Here is a 14,790-nt window from a genome sequence, read left to right as displayed (position 1 = left end):
TCTCGACTTGCCGCTGCGAGAGGACTTGCCGGGTCGCTTTTTTACGATGGAGACGCCGTAGTCATTCTTCAGTACATCGACGATGGCCTCAAAGAACTGGGCCTTCTGACTCATTAGCGCCAGCTGTTGCTCGAGTTCCTTGATGCGCTGTTCTGGCGTCTGGTTGTCGGGGTCAGGCATGGTGATGCTCCTGCCGGCACGTACAGAAGCCCCCTGGCTCCAATCTTGCCGACCATGTTTACGTAACCATACCAGAATGGTCGAATTGCCCTGAATGCCATATCGGGCTTGTGCTTGCTGGCAACTGAGCTCGCCTTTTTCAATCTGCTCGACCAGTGCCAGTTTAAAAGTCAGTGAGTAATCGCGCTGTGTCCGTTTCACACCTTGTCCCATCGGGTTCTCCATTTATTGGGGGGGAAAGGTGTAAACCATATTCAGGACGGGACACACGCAATAAAAAAGGAGCGATGATCGCTCCTTTTTGCTTTCTTGATCTGCCTGTTACCAACGTGACAGCACCATCTATATCAGCCCTTGTGCAACCAGGGGGTCAGTCGCAGCACGTCACCCTGCAGGCGCAGTTGCCCGGCAGCGAACGCGGCCAGTTGCTCATTGCTCAGCAGCAGGTGGCCTTCCTGCCAGGGCAGCGATTCCTGACGGGCGCCATCAATCAGATAAGCAGTGCCGCTCTGCTGCACCAGGGTAATGCGTACCCCTTCCATCTTCGGCAAGAAGTGCTTGCCGACCATGCCCGCCATCTTGTCGAGCAGCGACTGCATCTGCTGCTGACGGGCCGCCAGCTCCGCCAGCGGCAGTTCGGAGCCATTCGGTGCGTCGGCCATCACCTGTACCATCATATCGCAAGTGGCGTGCTCTTCTTTCAGGCCGACGGTCACGATCCCCTTGTCGAGGTTGAGATCCTCATCAAAAGGCAGGCGCAGTTCGCTATCGACCGTTACCTCGCCCGCGACCTCCTTGCTGTCGGTTGCAACCCGGGCAAAGGTGAGGCCGCAGCGCTGACCATTTTGCGGATCGGTCAGATAAAACCCCAATCTGGCGTGACCAAACTCCCCTTTGGCAAAGGTTTTCATCTGGCTGTAGAAGGTGCTGTATTGCAGCTCCAGCACCGGCTCAGCCAGCGCCAGCCCTGGCAGCAAGAGCGTGGTCAGCAGACTCTGGCGCACAGCCTTGGTCACTCCATATCGACGGGTCATTCAACGTCCTTTTGCATCATGCATTGAAATGGTTGGGGCCTTCTGTCACCTCGTTGACCTCTACCCCCACCCCACAGAGATCCCGATAGAGGATCCCCTTGCAGTTGAAATAGAGCGGTGCCACCCAGATAAGCCCCAACCCCATGGGGATCAGAGCCAGGAAGAAGAGCGCGGTCATCACGCCGTGGAACAGCACAATGCTGGGCCAGCCGCGTGCAAAGAGTTTGAGAGAGACCAGAATGGCCTGGGGCGGTGTCAGGCCGCGCTCCAGCACCAGCGGGACGGTAAAGAGCAACCCCATGCCGATCAGGGCCGAGGGGATGAAAGAGAGCACGGCGGGCAAGCCCAGCAGATCGAATAGCGGGCCAAACAGGCTGGTGAGCAGACTGCCAAGCAGGCTCAACATGCCGAGACGCACAAAGTGGCGGAAGAAGTCGAACACCTGGTTGGCTCTAGCGCGCACCCCGACTGACTGCTGCAACCCCAGCATATCGAGGGAGCTGGTCATGGGGGCCATCACCACCGTCATCAGCAGGCTCAGCACCATGGCCACATTCATCTGGCTGTCATCCCCCAGATAGGGCAACAACAGCACATTGCTGAGCAGGATCCAGATCGCCGTCACCCCGACAATCGCCAGCAGCAGGCCAAATCCGGTACGGCGGGTCTGTTGCCATCCCTCCTGGATGACCCCTTTCAGATCAAGGCGGTAGCCCTGGTTCAGAGACTGCTCAAGGGAGCCGCCAATACGCATTTTATTACTCAATTGACTATCCAATATCGAAAACGACCAAATCAGGTGGCACATTATAGCGATTTGGTCTGCTATTCGTAGCCGTTTTTCCTGCGCACTTGCGGCTAATTCGGGCCAAAAAGCCTTTAATTTCATGTGTCGGCTGCATAGAATGCGGCCCTCTTTCAACACGATGGCCACTGGCTGGGGTGAGACTGGCGGATGATGAACAATCCACAGGTAATTGTCGCGCTGAACAAGATCAGCAAAAAATACGATGGCAAGGTGATCCTGAGTGACCTTGACCTTGAAATCTATGACGGTGAATTTCTTACCCTGCTGGGCCCTTCCGGCTGTGGCAAGACCACCCTGCTGCGCCTGCTGGCCGGGCTCGAATCGGTCGATGGTGGCACCATCCATCTGGCCGGTGACGAGATCACCCATATCCCCGCCGAACACAGGCACATCAACACCGTGTTCCAGAGCTATGCGCTCTTCCCCCATATGACGGTGTTTGAAAACGTCGCCTTTGGCCTCGAGATGCAGAAAGTACCGGCCAGCGAGATCCGCAAGCGGGTCGAGGAGACCCTCGCCATGGTGCAGCTCACCGAGCTGGCCAACCGCCGCCCGGATCAGCTCTCCGGCGGTCAGCAACAACGGGTCGCCATTGCCCGCGCCGTGGTCAACAAGCCGCGCCTGCTGCTGCTCGATGAATCCCTCTCGGCGCTAGACTACAAGCTGCGCAAGCAGATGCAGAGCGAGCTCAAGGCGCTGCAACGTCGCCTTGGCATCACATTTGTCTTCGTTACCCATGATCAGGAAGAGGCGCTCACCATGTCTGATCGCATCCTGGTGATGGAGGGGGGCAAGATCATCCAGCGCGGCACTCCGCGCGATATCTACGAATCGCCAGCCAATCTGTTCGTGGCCCGCTTTATCGGCGAGATCAACGTGATGGATGGCAAACTGATCAGCCAGCGCGAACCCGGTATCTGGCAGGCCGAGGTGGAGGGGCGCGAATGCCTGCTTCATACCACCTTGCCGTTCCAGCCAGACGACAAGGTGCTGGTGCTGCTACGCCCGGAAGATCTGCGCATTCTCGATCAGGATGACGATCAGAGTGGTGCGCTGCGGGGCAATATCCGCGAGCGCAACTACAAGGGGGCGACGCTGGATTCGGTGATTGAACTCGAAAGTGGCAAACAGCTGCTTATCTCAGAGTTCTTCGACGAGGATGACCCCGATTTTGACTACCGTCTGGGTCAGGAAGTGGCGATCCACTGGGTCGACAGCTGGGAGGTGGTGCTGCCCTATGAGCCTCACTAATCTGCGGGTAGCGCACAGCTTTGCCCACAACGGCTTTCGCAACGGGGCCATCGCGCTGATCCTGGGCTGGCTGACGCTGTTTGTCTTCCTGCCCAACCTGATGATCATCGGCGTGAGCTTCCTGACCCGTGACGAGTCCGAGCTTATCGCGCCGCTCTTTACCCTGAGCAACTATGGCCGCTTGCTGGACCCGCTCTATTTTGAGGTGCTGCTTCACTCCCTCTGGCTGGCGCTGCTCGCCACCGCCATCTGCTTGCTGGTGGGCTACCCCTTTGCCTGGCTGCTGGCCCATCTGCCAACACGCATCCGCCCGTTGCTGCTGTTTCTGGTGGTGGTGCCGTTCTGGACCAACTCCCTGATCCGCACCTATGCGCTGAAAGTGCTGCTCGGCACCCGGGGGCTGATCAACGGCTGGCTGCTGGATCTGGGGCTTATAGAGCGACCGCTGCAGATGATGTATACCGAGGTGGCCGTCATCATCGGGCTGGTCTATGTGCTGCTCCCCTTTATGGTGCTGCCGCTCTACTCCAGCATCGAGAAGCTGGATGGCCGTTTGCTGGAGGCGGCGCGAGATCTTGGCGCCAACGGCTGGCAGCGGCTGGTGCGGATCATCTTGCCCCTCACCCTGCCCGGCATCATCGCCGGTTGTCTGCTGGTGTTCCTGCCCGCCATGGGGATGTTCTACGTCTCCGACTTGCTGGGGGGCGCCAAGCACTTGCTGATTGGCAACCTGATCAAGACCCAGTTCCTCAACAGCCGTGACTGGCCCTTTGGCGCCGCCATCAGCGTGATGCTGACGGTACTGATGGCACTCTTGGTCTACTGCTACTGGCGGGCGGGCAAGCTACTCAGCAAGAAGGGGGAGCTGGCATGATGCGCGCACTGAAGGCTCTGTTTCTGCTGCTGGTGTTTGGCTATCTCTATGTGCCCATCGGGGTGTTGATCGCCAACTCCTTCAACCTGTCGAAATATGGCATCGACTGGCGCGGCTTTACCCTTGGCTGGTATGAGAAGTTGTTTGCCAGCGCCAGCCTGATGCAGGCGGCCCAGCACTCCCTGACCATCGCCGCCCTCACCGCCACCGCAGCCACCCTGATCGGCACCCTCACCGCCGTGGCACTGTTTCGCTACCGCTTTCGCGGCAAGCAGTACGTGAGCGGCATGCTGTTCGTGGTGATGATGTCCCCCGATATCGTCATGGCCATTTCACTGCTGACCCTGTTTGTAGTGACCGGCATTGCGCTCGGCTTCTGGTCGCTACTGATTGCCCACATCACCTTCTGCCTGCCGTTTGTGGTGATCACCGTCTACTCGCGGCTGTGCGGTTTTGATGTGCGGATGCTGGAGGCAGCACGGGATCTGGGGGCTGGCGAGTGGATCATCCTGCGCCGCATCATACTGCCGCTGGCGCTGCCGGCGGTGATGGCGGGCTGGCTGCTCTCCTTTACCCTGTCGCTGGACGACGTGGTGGTGAGCTCCTTTGTTACCGGCCCGGCCTACGAGATCCTGCCGCTCAAGATCTACTCCATGGTCAAGGTGGGGGTCTCCCCCGAGGTCAACGCCCTGGCCACCCTGATGCTGGTCGCCTCCCTCGGGATGGTGCTGCTGGCGCAACTGTTACTGCGTAAACGGCAGGGTTGACCCTGCCCGTTTCGTCCCCGCCACCTTTGGCGAACTCTGTCACGGTGGGCCGCAAGGCCCCATAACCCCAAGGAGTTGTTGATGACAATCCAACACAAGGCCGGCGCCCTGCTGGCTGCCGCCCTCACCCTCACCACCCCGCTGCTGAGCCAGAGCGCTCACACGGCCGACGACAAGGTGGTCTACTTCTACAACTGGTCGGAATATGTGCCGGACGGCCTGCTGGAGCAGTTCCAGCAAGAGACCGGTATCAAGGTGATCTACTCCACCTACGAATCCAACGAGACCCTCTACGCCAAGCTGAAAACCCATGGCGACGGCTATGACGTGGTAGTGCCCAGCACCTACTTCATTTCAAAAATGGCCAAAGAGGGAATGCTGCAGCCGCTGGATCGCGCCCAGCTGCCCAACTTCAAGCACCTCGACCCCACCCTGCTCAACCACGAGTACGACCCGGACAACCGCTACTCCATCCCCTATATCTGGGGCGCAACCGGGATCGGCACCAACACCGATATCATCGAACAGCCGGTTACCAGCTGGAAGCAGCTCTGGGCGCCGGAGTGGAAAGAGAGCCTGCTGCTGATGGACGATGCCCGCGAGGTGTTCCATATCGCGCTGGTGCAACTGGGCTACAGCCCCAACACCCAGGACAAGGCGCAAATTGCCGAAGCGTTCGAATACCTGAAAAAGCTGATGCCCAACGTCAAGGCGTTCAACTCCGACAACCCGGCCGACCCCTTTATCGCCGGTGAGGTCAATATCGGCATGCTGTGGAACGGCTCGGCCTACGGCGCCCAGCGCGAATACCCCTCCATCCAGATGACCTACCCCGAAGAAGGCGCCGTGCTCTGGATGGACAACCTCGCTATCCCGGCCAAGGCCAAGCATGTGAAAGAGGCCCACGCCCTGATCAACTTCCTGATGCGCCCCGATGTGGCCGCCAAGGTGGCCGAGGCGATTGGCTACCCTACTCCGGTCAAGGATGCCATTCCCCTGCTCACCCCGGCGTTTCGCAATAACCCCATGGTCTTCCCGAGCGGCGAGATCAAGCGCAAAGGAGAGTTCCAGTCCGATGTGGGTGATGCCTCCCGCCTCTACGAGCAGTACTTCCTGCAGTTGAAAGCCATGGTGGCCAAAGCCGGTTAAGTCAGCGGTTAATCGGCCCTGACGGGGTTAATGGATTAAGGGAGCAATCGCTCCCTTTTTCATCTTCACCTCTTCGATGCCTAAACACGACAGCACACCGATCGACACATGGCGCGCCTCGTGTCTGGCCTCCATCAAACTGGCCCATCGGCTCGAAAATGAGGCCAATAAAGACGCCGAGAAAATCAACCCAATGTACCAGCCAGGACCACACCAGATAGTGGCTGACCACTGAGTGTTTTTTGCGTGACCTCAAGGAAGAAGATTAACGCCCAAGAATGAACATATATGTGCACATATGTATAAATGTGTACATGTGTGCGCATTTCTTCTACACTAAACTCAAGTTAACATTTCACGCGCCAGACAGCCGTCTGGCGCTGACTATAGTAAGGAGGACATATGGCCAACACTGCACAAAAAGCCCTGAAAAATGGCGCCATTGACCCCAGTAAGGCACTGCCTGTGGTATTCCGTATCCTGGATAAGTGGCACTGCAATACAGATGAACAGCTGAAACTTCTTGGCATTTCATCCCGTTCAACATTGAACAAATACAAAGAGTCAAACGGCGGGATCCGTCTGACCGTGGATATGCAAGAACGGATGAGCTACATCCTCAATATCCATAAGTGTCTGAGGATGCTGTTCAGTGCCGACGACAGCATCTACGGCTGGGTGCGCAAACCCAACAGCCATCCCTTCTTTGCCGGGCGCAGCGCGATGGACATTATGAACGCTGGCCGCGTGGCTGATTTGTATGAAGTGGCCACCCGTCTGCATGCCTGGCGCGGGGGTATGGCCTGATGCAAGAGCCGCCACTGATTGAACTCAAGGGGGAGCGAGCCTATCGGATCATTCCAAGCCGCTACCCCACCATCGATCTCTATGAAGACGTAGCTAATGCGGACGAACTGGAGGCCGTCTGGGCCATAGAGTCACTGACCAATGATCGGTTGAATGAAGCGGCGGGTGATCTGTCGTTGGTACCGAAAGAGGATTGGTTGGTCGGGCTAAATGGCAGCAGCTATGTGATGGCAGCCTTCACCCATATCAACCCGGAAGGAGCCCGATTCACCACTGGCGATTTTGGCGGTTACTACTGCGCCCCCCTGCTCGATACTGCCATCAAAGAGACTGTGTATCACCAAGAGCGCATGTTCGGCTACACCAACGAACCCGCTCAGAAAGTACAGATGCGGGTGCTCTATACCGAGTTCAACGCCAATCTGGTCGATATCACCAGCGCGGAATTTCTCTCCACCCCGCTTTATCACGCAACCAACTATGGTCAATCCCAAGCTTTCGCCCAAGAACAGAAAACCAAGGGGATAGACGGTATCCACTACCGTTCTGTGCGCCACAGCGGTCATAACTGCCATGTGCTCTATCGCCCCCGTCTGGTCACCAAGATCCACCAAGCCCAGCATCTGGAATACCACTGGAATGGCAGTGCCATCGCCAATGTGTTGGAAATTAAGCTATATGGGGAATAAGGTTCTGTCTTATTGATAATAATTGCGGTGCTCCCCTTCAAGCCTGAAAGGATCATCGCAAAAAGGATCTGTATTCCCGCACACGGGCATCAGTCTTCCACCTGCATGATTTCTCACAGATAGAGTGCATCGCGAGGCGGGAGCGCTATTGCCCCCCAGTCCTTTCAGTACCAACTTGCCACCCCTCAGTCGTCAGCGATGCCATCAAGCTCAGCAACATCTGGTTCGAGGTTTTGGCCAAGGGGTTTAGGGTGTGGGCAAACAGCAAAGCGGCCAAAGTCGATTAATTCTGCACTTTTTCATCACCCCTCAGGGGTGTAGATTGGTTGGGGGGCAAGCGTTGCCCCCTCTCTTTTTTCATGACCCTCCGTGGTGTTACGCGAAACAATCTTTCGCCGATATTGCGGGTGGCCTGAGCCAATCAGGAGTATTCATGTCCGATCTGACCCTCTATTTCGCTCCCGGTACCTGTGCCATGGCCGTGCAGATTGCCCTGCTGGAAGCGAATGCCCCGTTCCAACCCCGTCTCGTCAACCTCGCCGCAGGGGAGCAGCGTGATCCTGCGTATCTTGCCATCAACCCCAAAGGGCGGGTGCCTGCCCTTGTCACCGCTCAGGGCACCCTGACCGAGACCCCGGCCCTGCTGCTCTATGTGGCGCAGCGCTTCCCCGCAGCCAAGCTGGCACCGCTGGACAACCCGTTCCTGCTGGCCCGCATGCAGGAGGTCAACAGCTTCCTAGCCTCCACTGTGCATGTCTCCCACGCCCACGGTCGCCGTGGCAGCCGCTGGGCCGATGACGAGCAGGCCATTGCCGCCATGCAACAGAAAGTCGCCAGCAATATGCGCGATGGCTTTGCCCAGATTGAGCAGCACTATCTGGCAGGCCCCTGGGTGCTGGGCGAGCAGTTCAGTGTGGCGGATATCTATCTGTTCGTGGTCGCGGGCTGGCTGAAAAGCGATGGGGTCGAGATCAATGAATTCCCCAAGGTTGCCGCTCATTATCAGCGCATGCTGAGCCGTCCGGCGATCGCCAAGGCACTGGCCAACTAACCATAAAATCAATAGCTCAATGAATAACAAGGGTGTCAGGGCTCTGCTGACACCCTTCCAGCCTCCTCCCCTGCACTTCTTCTCCCGCCTTTGAGATCGTTTTCACATTTCCGTGGTTTTGCCGTGGCCCTTCCCCGGTAAAAAGCCTATCTTTGCGCCATGAAGCAACCGGTTGCGTAACCGGTTGCCTAGCGGTTCACAGATTGACGGGCCAAGGCCTGATGAGGTGCTGTATGAAACGAGGCGTACTGCTCAATGCTCCCCTGAGTGCTCTGGTGGCACAAATAGGCCACACCGACGAGATCACCGTCTGCGATGCAGGCTTGCCCATTCCGGCAGGTCCGGAGCGGATCGACCTGGCGCTGATGGCGGGGACGCCCAGCCTTGCAACCGTACTGACTGCCCTGCTCACCGATCTGGTGGTAGAGAAGGTGATCATGGCAAGCGAGATCAAGCAGATCAGCCCCGCCGCCCATCAGGCGCTGGTCGATCAGCTTAAAGCCCACGCAGCTGCCCAGGGCAAGCCCATCGCCATCGAATACTGCCTGCATGAGGAGTTCAAAACCCGCTCCCGCCAGAGCAAGGCGATCGTGCGCAGCGGCGAGGTGACTCCCTACGCCAACCTGATCCTCTGCGCCGGTGTGGCGTTCTGAATTCTTAAAGAAGGCCTCTTCAAGGAAGCTGCAAATGAGCACAACCTCCCCCCTCTCCCCCATTCTGGAGCTGACCGGGATCGTCAAGACCTTCCCCGGTGTGCGCGCCCTCGACGAAGCGGGTCTGCGGGTCTATCCGGGCCAGGTGATGGCCCTGCTCGGCGAAAATGGCGCCGGCAAATCCACCCTGATGAAGGTGCTGACCGGTATCTATCAAGCCGATGCGGGCAGCGTCAGCTACCGCGGTCAGTCGGTCCACTTCAAGGGGCCGCGCGACTCTCAGGATCAGGGGATCAGCATCATCCACCAGGAGCTGAACCTGCTGCCGGAGTTGTCGATTGCCGCCAATATCTTCCTCGGGCGCGAACCGCGCACCCGCTTTGGCAGCATCGACAACAAACAGCTGCGCGAGCGGGCAAGCGGCCTGCTGGCACGACTTGGCGTCAAACATGGGCCGGATACCCGGCTCGGGGATCTCTCCATCGGTGAACAGCAGATGGTGGAGATCGCCAAGGCGCTGTCGTTCGATGCCAGCGTCATCATCATGGACGAACCCACCGATGCGTTGACCGATACCGAGACCGAGCAGCTGTTCAAGGTGATCCGCGAGCTGCGTGAGCAGGGTTGCGGCATCGTCTATATCTCCCACCGCCTCAAGGAGATCTTCGAGATCTGCGATCGGGTCACTGTGCTGCGCGATGGCAAGTGGATCGGCGAGAAGGCGGTGAGCGATCTGGATGAAGACAAGATCATCGAGATGATGGTGGGCCGCCGACTAGAAGAGCAGTACCCGCGTCTTGAGCGCGAGCTCGGCCCCGTCAGCCTGCAGGTGAAGGATCTGGCCGGTCCCGGCGTGCGCGGGGTGAGCTTCTCCCTGCGTCAGGGGGAAATTCTGGGCTTTAGCGGCCTGATGGGCTCCGGCCGTACCGAGCTGATGAAGCTTATCTATGGCGCCAGCCCCATCAGCGCCGGTGAAGTGCAAGTTGACGGCCATGCTCTGGTGCCCAAAAGCCCGGCGGATGGTCTGGCCGCAGGCATCGCCTATATCTCCGAAGATCGAAAAGGAGATGGGCTGGTGCTGGAACTCTCGGTGCGCGAAAACATGAGTCTCTGCGCCCTCGACGAGTTCATCAGCAACGGCAAGATCGACGGCAAGGCCGAGCGGCAGGCGGTGAGCGACTATGTGCGCCTGTTCAACATCAAGACCCCGAGTCAGGATCAGCTGATCAAGCTGCTCTCCGGCGGCAACCAGCAGAAGGTGGCCATCGCCAAGGGGCTGTTGACCCGGCCCAAGGTGCTGATCCTCGACGAGCCGACCCGCGGCGTCGACGTGGGGGCGAAAAAGGAAATTTATCAGCTGATCAACCAGTTCAAGAAGGAGGGGATGAGCATCATTCTGGTCTCCTCCGAGATGCCGGAAGTGCTCGGCATGAGTGATCGCATCATGGTGATGCACGAAGGGCGCATCAGCGCAGAGTTCAACACCCGCGATGCCAATCAGGAGAAGCTGATGGCGGCGGCAGTCGGTAAACAGTGGCAAGCAGAGCAAGAGGCATCCCAATGACAACCCAAACCCTTTCCCGCCGTGGCGTCATGAGCAAGGCGTGGTGGATCGAGAACAAATCCCTGGTCGCGCTGCTGGTCCTGATTGGTGTGGTCTCCTTTCTGAGCCCCAACTTCTTCACCGCCGACAACCTGCTCAACATCCTGCGCCAGACCTCGGTCAACGCCATCATGGCGGTCGGTATGACGCTGGTTATCCTTACCGCCGGTATCGATCTGTCGGTCGGCTCGGTACTGGCCCTGTGCGGTGCGCTGGCCGCCACCATGGTCGCCATGGAGCTGCCGATCTGGCTGGTGGTGCCCCTCACTCTGGGTGCCGGTGCCCTGCTGGGCGGCGTCAGCGGCCTCATCATTGCCAAGGGCAAGGTACAGGCATTTATCGCCACTCTGGTCACCATGACCGCCCTGCGCGGCATCACCATGGTCTATACCGAGGGTCGCCCCATCTCCACCGGTTTCAGTGACGGCGCCGATCACTTCGCCTGGCTCGGTACCGGTTACCTGTTCGGTCTGCCGGTACCCATCTGGCTGATGGCCATCGTCTTCCTGCTCGCCTGGTTCATGCTCAACCATACCCGTCTCGGTCGCTACATCTACGCGCTGGGTGGCAACGAGTCTGCCACCCGCCTCTCCGGTATCAATGTGGATCGGGTGAAGCTGGCGGTGTATGGTCTGTGCGGCGCGCTCTCGGCACTGGCAGGGCTTATCGTTACCTCTCGTCTCTCCTCTGCCCAGCCGACAGCGGGCATGGGTTACGAGCTGGATGCCATCGCCGCCGTGGTGCTGGGTGGTACCAGCCTGATGGGCGGCAAGGGCCGTATCATGGGTACCCTGATAGGGGCGCTGATCATCGGCTTCCTGAACAACGCCCTCAACCTGCTCGACGTATCCTCCTATTACCAGATGATCGCCAAGGCCAGCGTGATCTTGCTTGCCGTGATGATCGATAACAAAAGCAATCGTTGATAAGACAAGCCACACACAAGGAATGAAATGATGAAAAAGCTCAATACCCTGCTCGCTGCCGCCATCATGTCCGTGCTGGGCACCGCCCAGGCCGCCAATCAAACCCTGGCCATGGTGGTTTCCACCCTCAATAACCCCTTCTTCGTCACCATGAAAGAGGGTGCCGAAGCCAAAGCCAAAGAGCTTGGCTACGAGCTGGTGGTACTGGATTCCCAGAATGACCCGGCCAAAGAGCTCTCCAACATGGAAGATCTCACCGTACGCAAGGTCGGCGCCATCCTGATCAACCCCACCGATTCCGAAGCGGTTGGCAACGCCATTCGTCTGGCCAACCGCGCCAGCATCCCGGTACTGACCCTGGACCGCGGCGCCGCGCAGGGTGAGGTCAAGGCCCACATTGCCTCCGACAACGTGGCGGGCGGCAAGCTGGCCGGTGACTTTATCACCGAGAAACTGGGTACCGGTGCCAAGGTGATCCAGCTTGAAGGGATTGCCGGTACCTCCGCCGCCCGTGACCGTGGCGAAGGCTTTGCCCTGGCCGTAGCAGCCAACAAGCTGCAGGTGCTGGCTTCCCAGCCTGCCGACTTTGACCGCACCAAGGGTCTGAACGTCATGGAAAACCTGCTGGCTGCCCATCCGACCGTACAGGCTGTGTTCGCCCAGAACGACGAGATGGCGCTGGGTGCTATCCGCGCCGTGCAGGCTGCCGGCAAAGAGGTAATGATCGTCGGCTTCGACGGCACTGACGATGGCAAAGCCGCCGTTGCCAAGGGTAAACTGGCCGCCACCGTGGCCCAGCAGCCTGCCCTGATCGGTGCCATCGGCGTCGAGACTGCCGACAAGGTGCTGAAAGGTCAGCCGGTCGAGAAATCCATTCCGGTACCGCTGCAAGTGGTCAGCAAGTAAGTGCTCGAGGGGAGGTTCGCCTCCCCTTTTCCCTCTCGTTTAGGTGCCTCCCGGCTTGGGCTCACTCCATCACAGTGTTCAAGCCAAGATGCATCAGGAGTAGTCAACATGAATCGTCTCGTCGTTCTGGGCAGTGTCAATGCAGACCACGTGCTGCGCGTTCCCCACTTTCCTCGCCCGGGTGAAACCCTGACCGGCCACAGCTATCAGGTGGTGCCCGGTGGCAAGGGGGCCAATCAGGCTGTCGCTGCCGCCCGCCTTGGCGCCCCCGTCTCCTTTATCGCCCGCATCGGTGATGACGCCATCGGCCACCAGATGAAGAGCGGTTTTGCCAAAGACGGTATTGACGTGAGCGCCGTCGAGCTCGATCCCAAGCTCCCGACCGGTATCGCCATCATCTATGTGAGCGATGAGGGGGAGAACAGCATAGGTATCTCCGCCGAAGCTAACGGTGCCATCACCCCTGCCGTGGTGAAAAACCATGAAGCGATGATCGCCGACGCCCACACCCTGCTGTTGCAGTTGGAAGTGCCGCTCGAGAGCGTCCATGAGGCTGTACGGCTGGCCCGCGCCCATGGCACCCGGGTGGTGCTCAACCCCGCCCCTGCCCGCCCGCTCTCCGCTGAGCTGTTGGCACTGGTCGACCTTATCACCCCCAACCAGACCGAAGCGGAGCTGTTGACCGGCGTCAAAGTCACCGACGAAGCGAGCGCCCGCGAGGCGGCCGCCCGTTTCCACCAGATGGGGATTGCGGACGTGATGATCACCCTGGGCGCACAAGGGGTTTACTGCAGCAACGCCCAGCAGCAACAGCTGATCCCGGGCTTTCGGGTCAAGGCGGTGGATACCACTGCCGCGGGCGATACCTTCAACGGCGCCCTGCTGGCGGCGGAACTGGCGGGTGCCGATTTCCACAGCGCGGTGCGCTTTGCCCACGGGGCGGCGGCGCTCTCCGTCACCCGATTCGGCGCCCAGAGCTCCATCCCGAGCAAGCAGGAGGTCGACACCTTCCTGCTTGAGCAGACTGCGCAGGGGCACTGATGGCCAATATCAAGGAGGTGGCGGCGCTGGCAGGGGTCTCGACCACCACCGTCTCCCATGTCATCAACGAGACTCGCTTTGTGGCCGAGGAGACCCGCGAGCGGGTCTTTGCGGCCATGCGCGATCTCAACTATGCCCCGAGTCTGGTGGCCCGCAGCCTCAAGGTGAAGGAGACCAACAGTATCGGCATGCTGGTCACCACCTCCAGCAACCCCTTCTTTGCCGAGGTGGTGCGCGGGGTGGAGCGTTACTGCTTCGAGCAGGGCTACAACCTGATGCTGGGTAACACCGAAGGTCAGGCCGAGACGGCGCTGTCCTACCTCAAGATGATGCTGCGCAAGCGGGTCGATGGCCTGCTCATCATGTGCAGCGAAGGCCAACAAGAGGTGTTCAATCAGCTCGACTGGCTCAAAAGCCTGCCGGTGGTAGTGATGGATTGGGGGCTGGTCAGCGAGGATGTGGATCTTATCGCCGACAACTCCTTCCACGGCGGTTATCTGGCGACCCGCCATCTGATTGAGCTGGGCCACACCGCCATCGGTTGCATCACCGGCCCCCACAGCCGCGCCCCCGCCAACCAGCGCCAAGCTGGCTTCGAGCTGGCGCTGCAGGAGGCCGAACTCACTGTCAATCCTGACTGGATTCAGGAGGGGGACTTTGACTGCGCCAGCGGCCATCAGGCGATGACCCGTCTGCTGGCATTACCCGAGCGGCCCACCGCCCTCTTTGTCTGCAACGACATGATGGCGATGGGGGTCATCAGTGCCGCTCATCAGGCGGGTCTGGTGATCCCGCGCGACCTCTCCATTGTCGGATATGACAATGTGGCGCTGGCCAAATTCATGTCGCCGCCACTCACCACCATCAACCAGCCCAAAGAGGAGCTGGGACGCCTCGCCGTCACCCGCCTGCTGGCCCGCATAAACGGCGAAGCGGTGGAGAATCACCTGATCACCGTCGACCCAGACCTGGTGATCAGACAATCTTGCGCGCCCCGCCCCTGATTTTCAGGGGCAACAAAAGAACAAGGCGACCCAGAGGTCGCCTTGTT

15 protein-coding genes and 1 pseudogene are annotated in these 14,790 nt (G+C 59.3%); 13 read left to right on the top strand and 3 right to left on the bottom strand.

The genetic code is table 11. From position 1 onward, the window contains the following. From AB5Y90_RS02140 to AB5Y90_RS02130, 3 genes and pseudogenes are all read right to left on the bottom strand, one after another. A pseudogene (locus tag AB5Y90_RS02140) lies at positions 1–393 on the bottom strand (IS3 family transposase); the annotation flags it as partial. A 134-nt stretch (positions 394–527) separates the two neighbouring features. Beyond that, on the bottom strand, positions 528–1,214 hold the full coding sequence (locus AB5Y90_RS02135) for a DUF2987 domain-containing protein (protein WP_307894898.1): 687 nt from the start codon (positions 1,212–1,214) through the stop codon (positions 528–530). A gap of 16 nt (positions 1,215–1,230) precedes the next feature. Then, on the bottom strand, positions 1,231–1,968 hold the full coding sequence (locus AB5Y90_RS02130) for a hypothetical protein (RefSeq protein WP_005351939.1): 738 nt from the start codon (positions 1,966–1,968) through the stop codon (positions 1,231–1,233). A gap of 201 nt (positions 1,969–2,169) precedes the next feature. Here AB5Y90_RS02130 and potA point away from each other — a divergent pair, with 201 nt between their 5' ends. The 13 genes from potA to AB5Y90_RS02065 all read left to right on the top strand — a co-directional run bounded on the left by potA (position 2,170) and on the right by AB5Y90_RS02065 (position 14,743). Then, complete coding sequence (gene potA / locus AB5Y90_RS02125; RefSeq protein WP_307894899.1) at positions 2,170–3,273, top strand: spermidine/putrescine ABC transporter ATP-binding protein PotA; 1,104 nt, start codon at positions 2,170–2,172, stop codon at positions 3,271–3,273. Then, positions 3,260–4,147, top strand: coding sequence for a spermidine/putrescine ABC transporter permease PotB (potB, locus tag AB5Y90_RS02120; RefSeq protein ID WP_071910068.1), 888 nt, complete (start codon positions 3,260–3,262; stop codon positions 4,145–4,147). The genes potA and potB overlap by 14 nt, the downstream gene beginning before the upstream one ends. Continuing rightward, positions 4,144–4,914, top strand: coding sequence for a spermidine/putrescine ABC transporter permease PotC (potC, locus tag AB5Y90_RS02115; protein ID WP_005336644.1), 771 nt, complete (start codon positions 4,144–4,146; stop codon positions 4,912–4,914). The genes potB and potC overlap by 4 nt, the downstream gene beginning before the upstream one ends. 81 nt (positions 4,915–4,995) lie before the next feature. Then, on the top strand, positions 4,996–6,063 hold the full coding sequence (locus tag AB5Y90_RS02110; RefSeq protein WP_368166489.1) for an extracellular solute-binding protein: 1,068 nt from the start codon (positions 4,996–4,998) through the stop codon (positions 6,061–6,063). Positions 6,064–6,465: 402 nt separating this feature from the next. Further along, positions 6,466–6,870, top strand: a complete 405-nt coding sequence (locus AB5Y90_RS02105; protein ID WP_005336648.1) for an MbcA/ParS/Xre antitoxin family protein — start codon at positions 6,466–6,468, stop codon at positions 6,868–6,870. Beyond that, positions 6,870–7,559 (top strand): RES family NAD+ phosphorylase, encoded by a 690-nt coding sequence (locus AB5Y90_RS02100; RefSeq protein ID WP_005336650.1) that lies wholly within the window; start codon positions 6,870–6,872, stop codon positions 7,557–7,559. Before AB5Y90_RS02105 ends, AB5Y90_RS02100 begins: the two co-directional genes overlap by 1 nt. Positions 7,560–7,992: 433 nt before the next feature. Continuing rightward, on the top strand, positions 7,993–8,610 hold the full coding sequence (locus tag AB5Y90_RS02095) for a glutathione S-transferase family protein (RefSeq protein WP_257124939.1): 618 nt from the start codon (positions 7,993–7,995) through the stop codon (positions 8,608–8,610). A 233-nt stretch (positions 8,611–8,843) separates the two neighbouring features. Continuing rightward, on the top strand, positions 8,844–9,263 hold the full coding sequence (rbsD, locus tag AB5Y90_RS02090; protein ID WP_307894901.1) for a D-ribose pyranase: 420 nt from the start codon (positions 8,844–8,846) through the stop codon (positions 9,261–9,263). A 34-nt stretch (positions 9,264–9,297) separates the two neighbouring features. Further along, positions 9,298–10,827, top strand: a complete 1,530-nt coding sequence (gene rbsA / locus AB5Y90_RS02085; RefSeq protein ID WP_368166488.1) for a ribose ABC transporter ATP-binding protein RbsA — start codon at positions 9,298–9,300, stop codon at positions 10,825–10,827. Beyond that, positions 10,824–11,792: a ribose ABC transporter permease gene (rbsC, locus tag AB5Y90_RS02080; protein ID WP_005336670.1), complete on the top strand. Its 969-nt coding sequence runs from the start codon at positions 10,824–10,826 to the stop codon at positions 11,790–11,792. The genes rbsA and rbsC overlap by 4 nt, the downstream gene beginning before the upstream one ends. Before the next feature lie 30 nt (positions 11,793–11,822). Next, positions 11,823–12,698 carry a ribose ABC transporter substrate-binding protein RbsB gene (gene rbsB, locus AB5Y90_RS02075; RefSeq protein ID WP_307896857.1) on the top strand — a complete coding sequence of 292 codons (876 nt, stop codon included), beginning with the start codon at positions 11,823–11,825 and terminating at the stop codon, positions 12,696–12,698. Positions 12,699–12,806: 108 nt separating this feature from the next. Further along, positions 12,807–13,739, top strand: a complete 933-nt coding sequence (rbsK, locus tag AB5Y90_RS02070) for a ribokinase (RefSeq protein WP_307894903.1) — start codon at positions 12,807–12,809, stop codon at positions 13,737–13,739. Further along, positions 13,739–14,743 (top strand): substrate-binding domain-containing protein, encoded by a 1,005-nt coding sequence (locus tag AB5Y90_RS02065; RefSeq protein WP_307894904.1) that lies wholly within the window; start codon positions 13,739–13,741, stop codon positions 14,741–14,743. Before rbsK ends, AB5Y90_RS02065 begins: the two co-directional genes overlap by 1 nt. Positions 14,744–14,790 lie beyond the last annotated feature (47 nt).

Origin of the sequence: Aeromonas sp. R4-1 (assembly GCF_040908325.1) — a bacterium.
GTDB lineage: Bacteria > Pseudomonadota > Gammaproteobacteria > Enterobacterales > Aeromonadaceae > Aeromonas > Aeromonas veronii.
This window is presented reverse-complemented; position numbering and strand designations above follow the sequence as displayed.

Bases quoted from the DNA above. Each gene is read 5' to 3' on its own strand.
- AB5Y90_RS02135 (WP_307894898.1), bottom strand. From the start codon at position 1,214: ATGACCCGTCGATATGGAGTGACCAAGGCTGTGCGCCAGAGTCTGCTG.
- AB5Y90_RS02130 (WP_005351939.1), bottom strand. From the start codon at position 1,968: ATGCGTATTGGCGGCTCCCTTGAGCAGTCTCTGAACCAGGGCTACCGC.
- potA (WP_307894899.1), top strand. From the start codon at position 2,170: ATGATGAACAATCCACAGGTAATTGTCGCGCTGAACAAGATCAGCAAA.
- potB (WP_071910068.1), top strand. From the start codon at position 3,260: ATGAGCCTCACTAATCTGCGGGTAGCGCACAGCTTTGCCCACAACGGC.
- potC (WP_005336644.1), top strand. From the start codon at position 4,144: ATGATGCGCGCACTGAAGGCTCTGTTTCTGCTGCTGGTGTTTGGCTAT.
- AB5Y90_RS02110 (WP_368166489.1), top strand. From the start codon at position 4,996: ATGACAATCCAACACAAGGCCGGCGCCCTGCTGGCTGCCGCCCTCACC.
- AB5Y90_RS02105 (WP_005336648.1), top strand. From the start codon at position 6,466: ATGGCCAACACTGCACAAAAAGCCCTGAAAAATGGCGCCATTGACCCC.
- AB5Y90_RS02100 (WP_005336650.1), top strand. From the start codon at position 6,870: ATGCAAGAGCCGCCACTGATTGAACTCAAGGGGGAGCGAGCCTATCGG.
- AB5Y90_RS02095 (WP_257124939.1), top strand. From the start codon at position 7,993: ATGTCCGATCTGACCCTCTATTTCGCTCCCGGTACCTGTGCCATGGCC.
- rbsD (WP_307894901.1), top strand. From the start codon at position 8,844: ATGAAACGAGGCGTACTGCTCAATGCTCCCCTGAGTGCTCTGGTGGCA.
- rbsA (WP_368166488.1), top strand. From the start codon at position 9,298: ATGAGCACAACCTCCCCCCTCTCCCCCATTCTGGAGCTGACCGGGATC.
- rbsC (WP_005336670.1), top strand. From the start codon at position 10,824: ATGACAACCCAAACCCTTTCCCGCCGTGGCGTCATGAGCAAGGCGTGG.
- rbsB (WP_307896857.1), top strand. From the start codon at position 11,823: ATGAAAAAGCTCAATACCCTGCTCGCTGCCGCCATCATGTCCGTGCTG.
- rbsK (WP_307894903.1), top strand. From the start codon at position 12,807: ATGAATCGTCTCGTCGTTCTGGGCAGTGTCAATGCAGACCACGTGCTG.
- AB5Y90_RS02065 (WP_307894904.1), top strand. From the start codon at position 13,739: ATGGCCAATATCAAGGAGGTGGCGGCGCTGGCAGGGGTCTCGACCACC.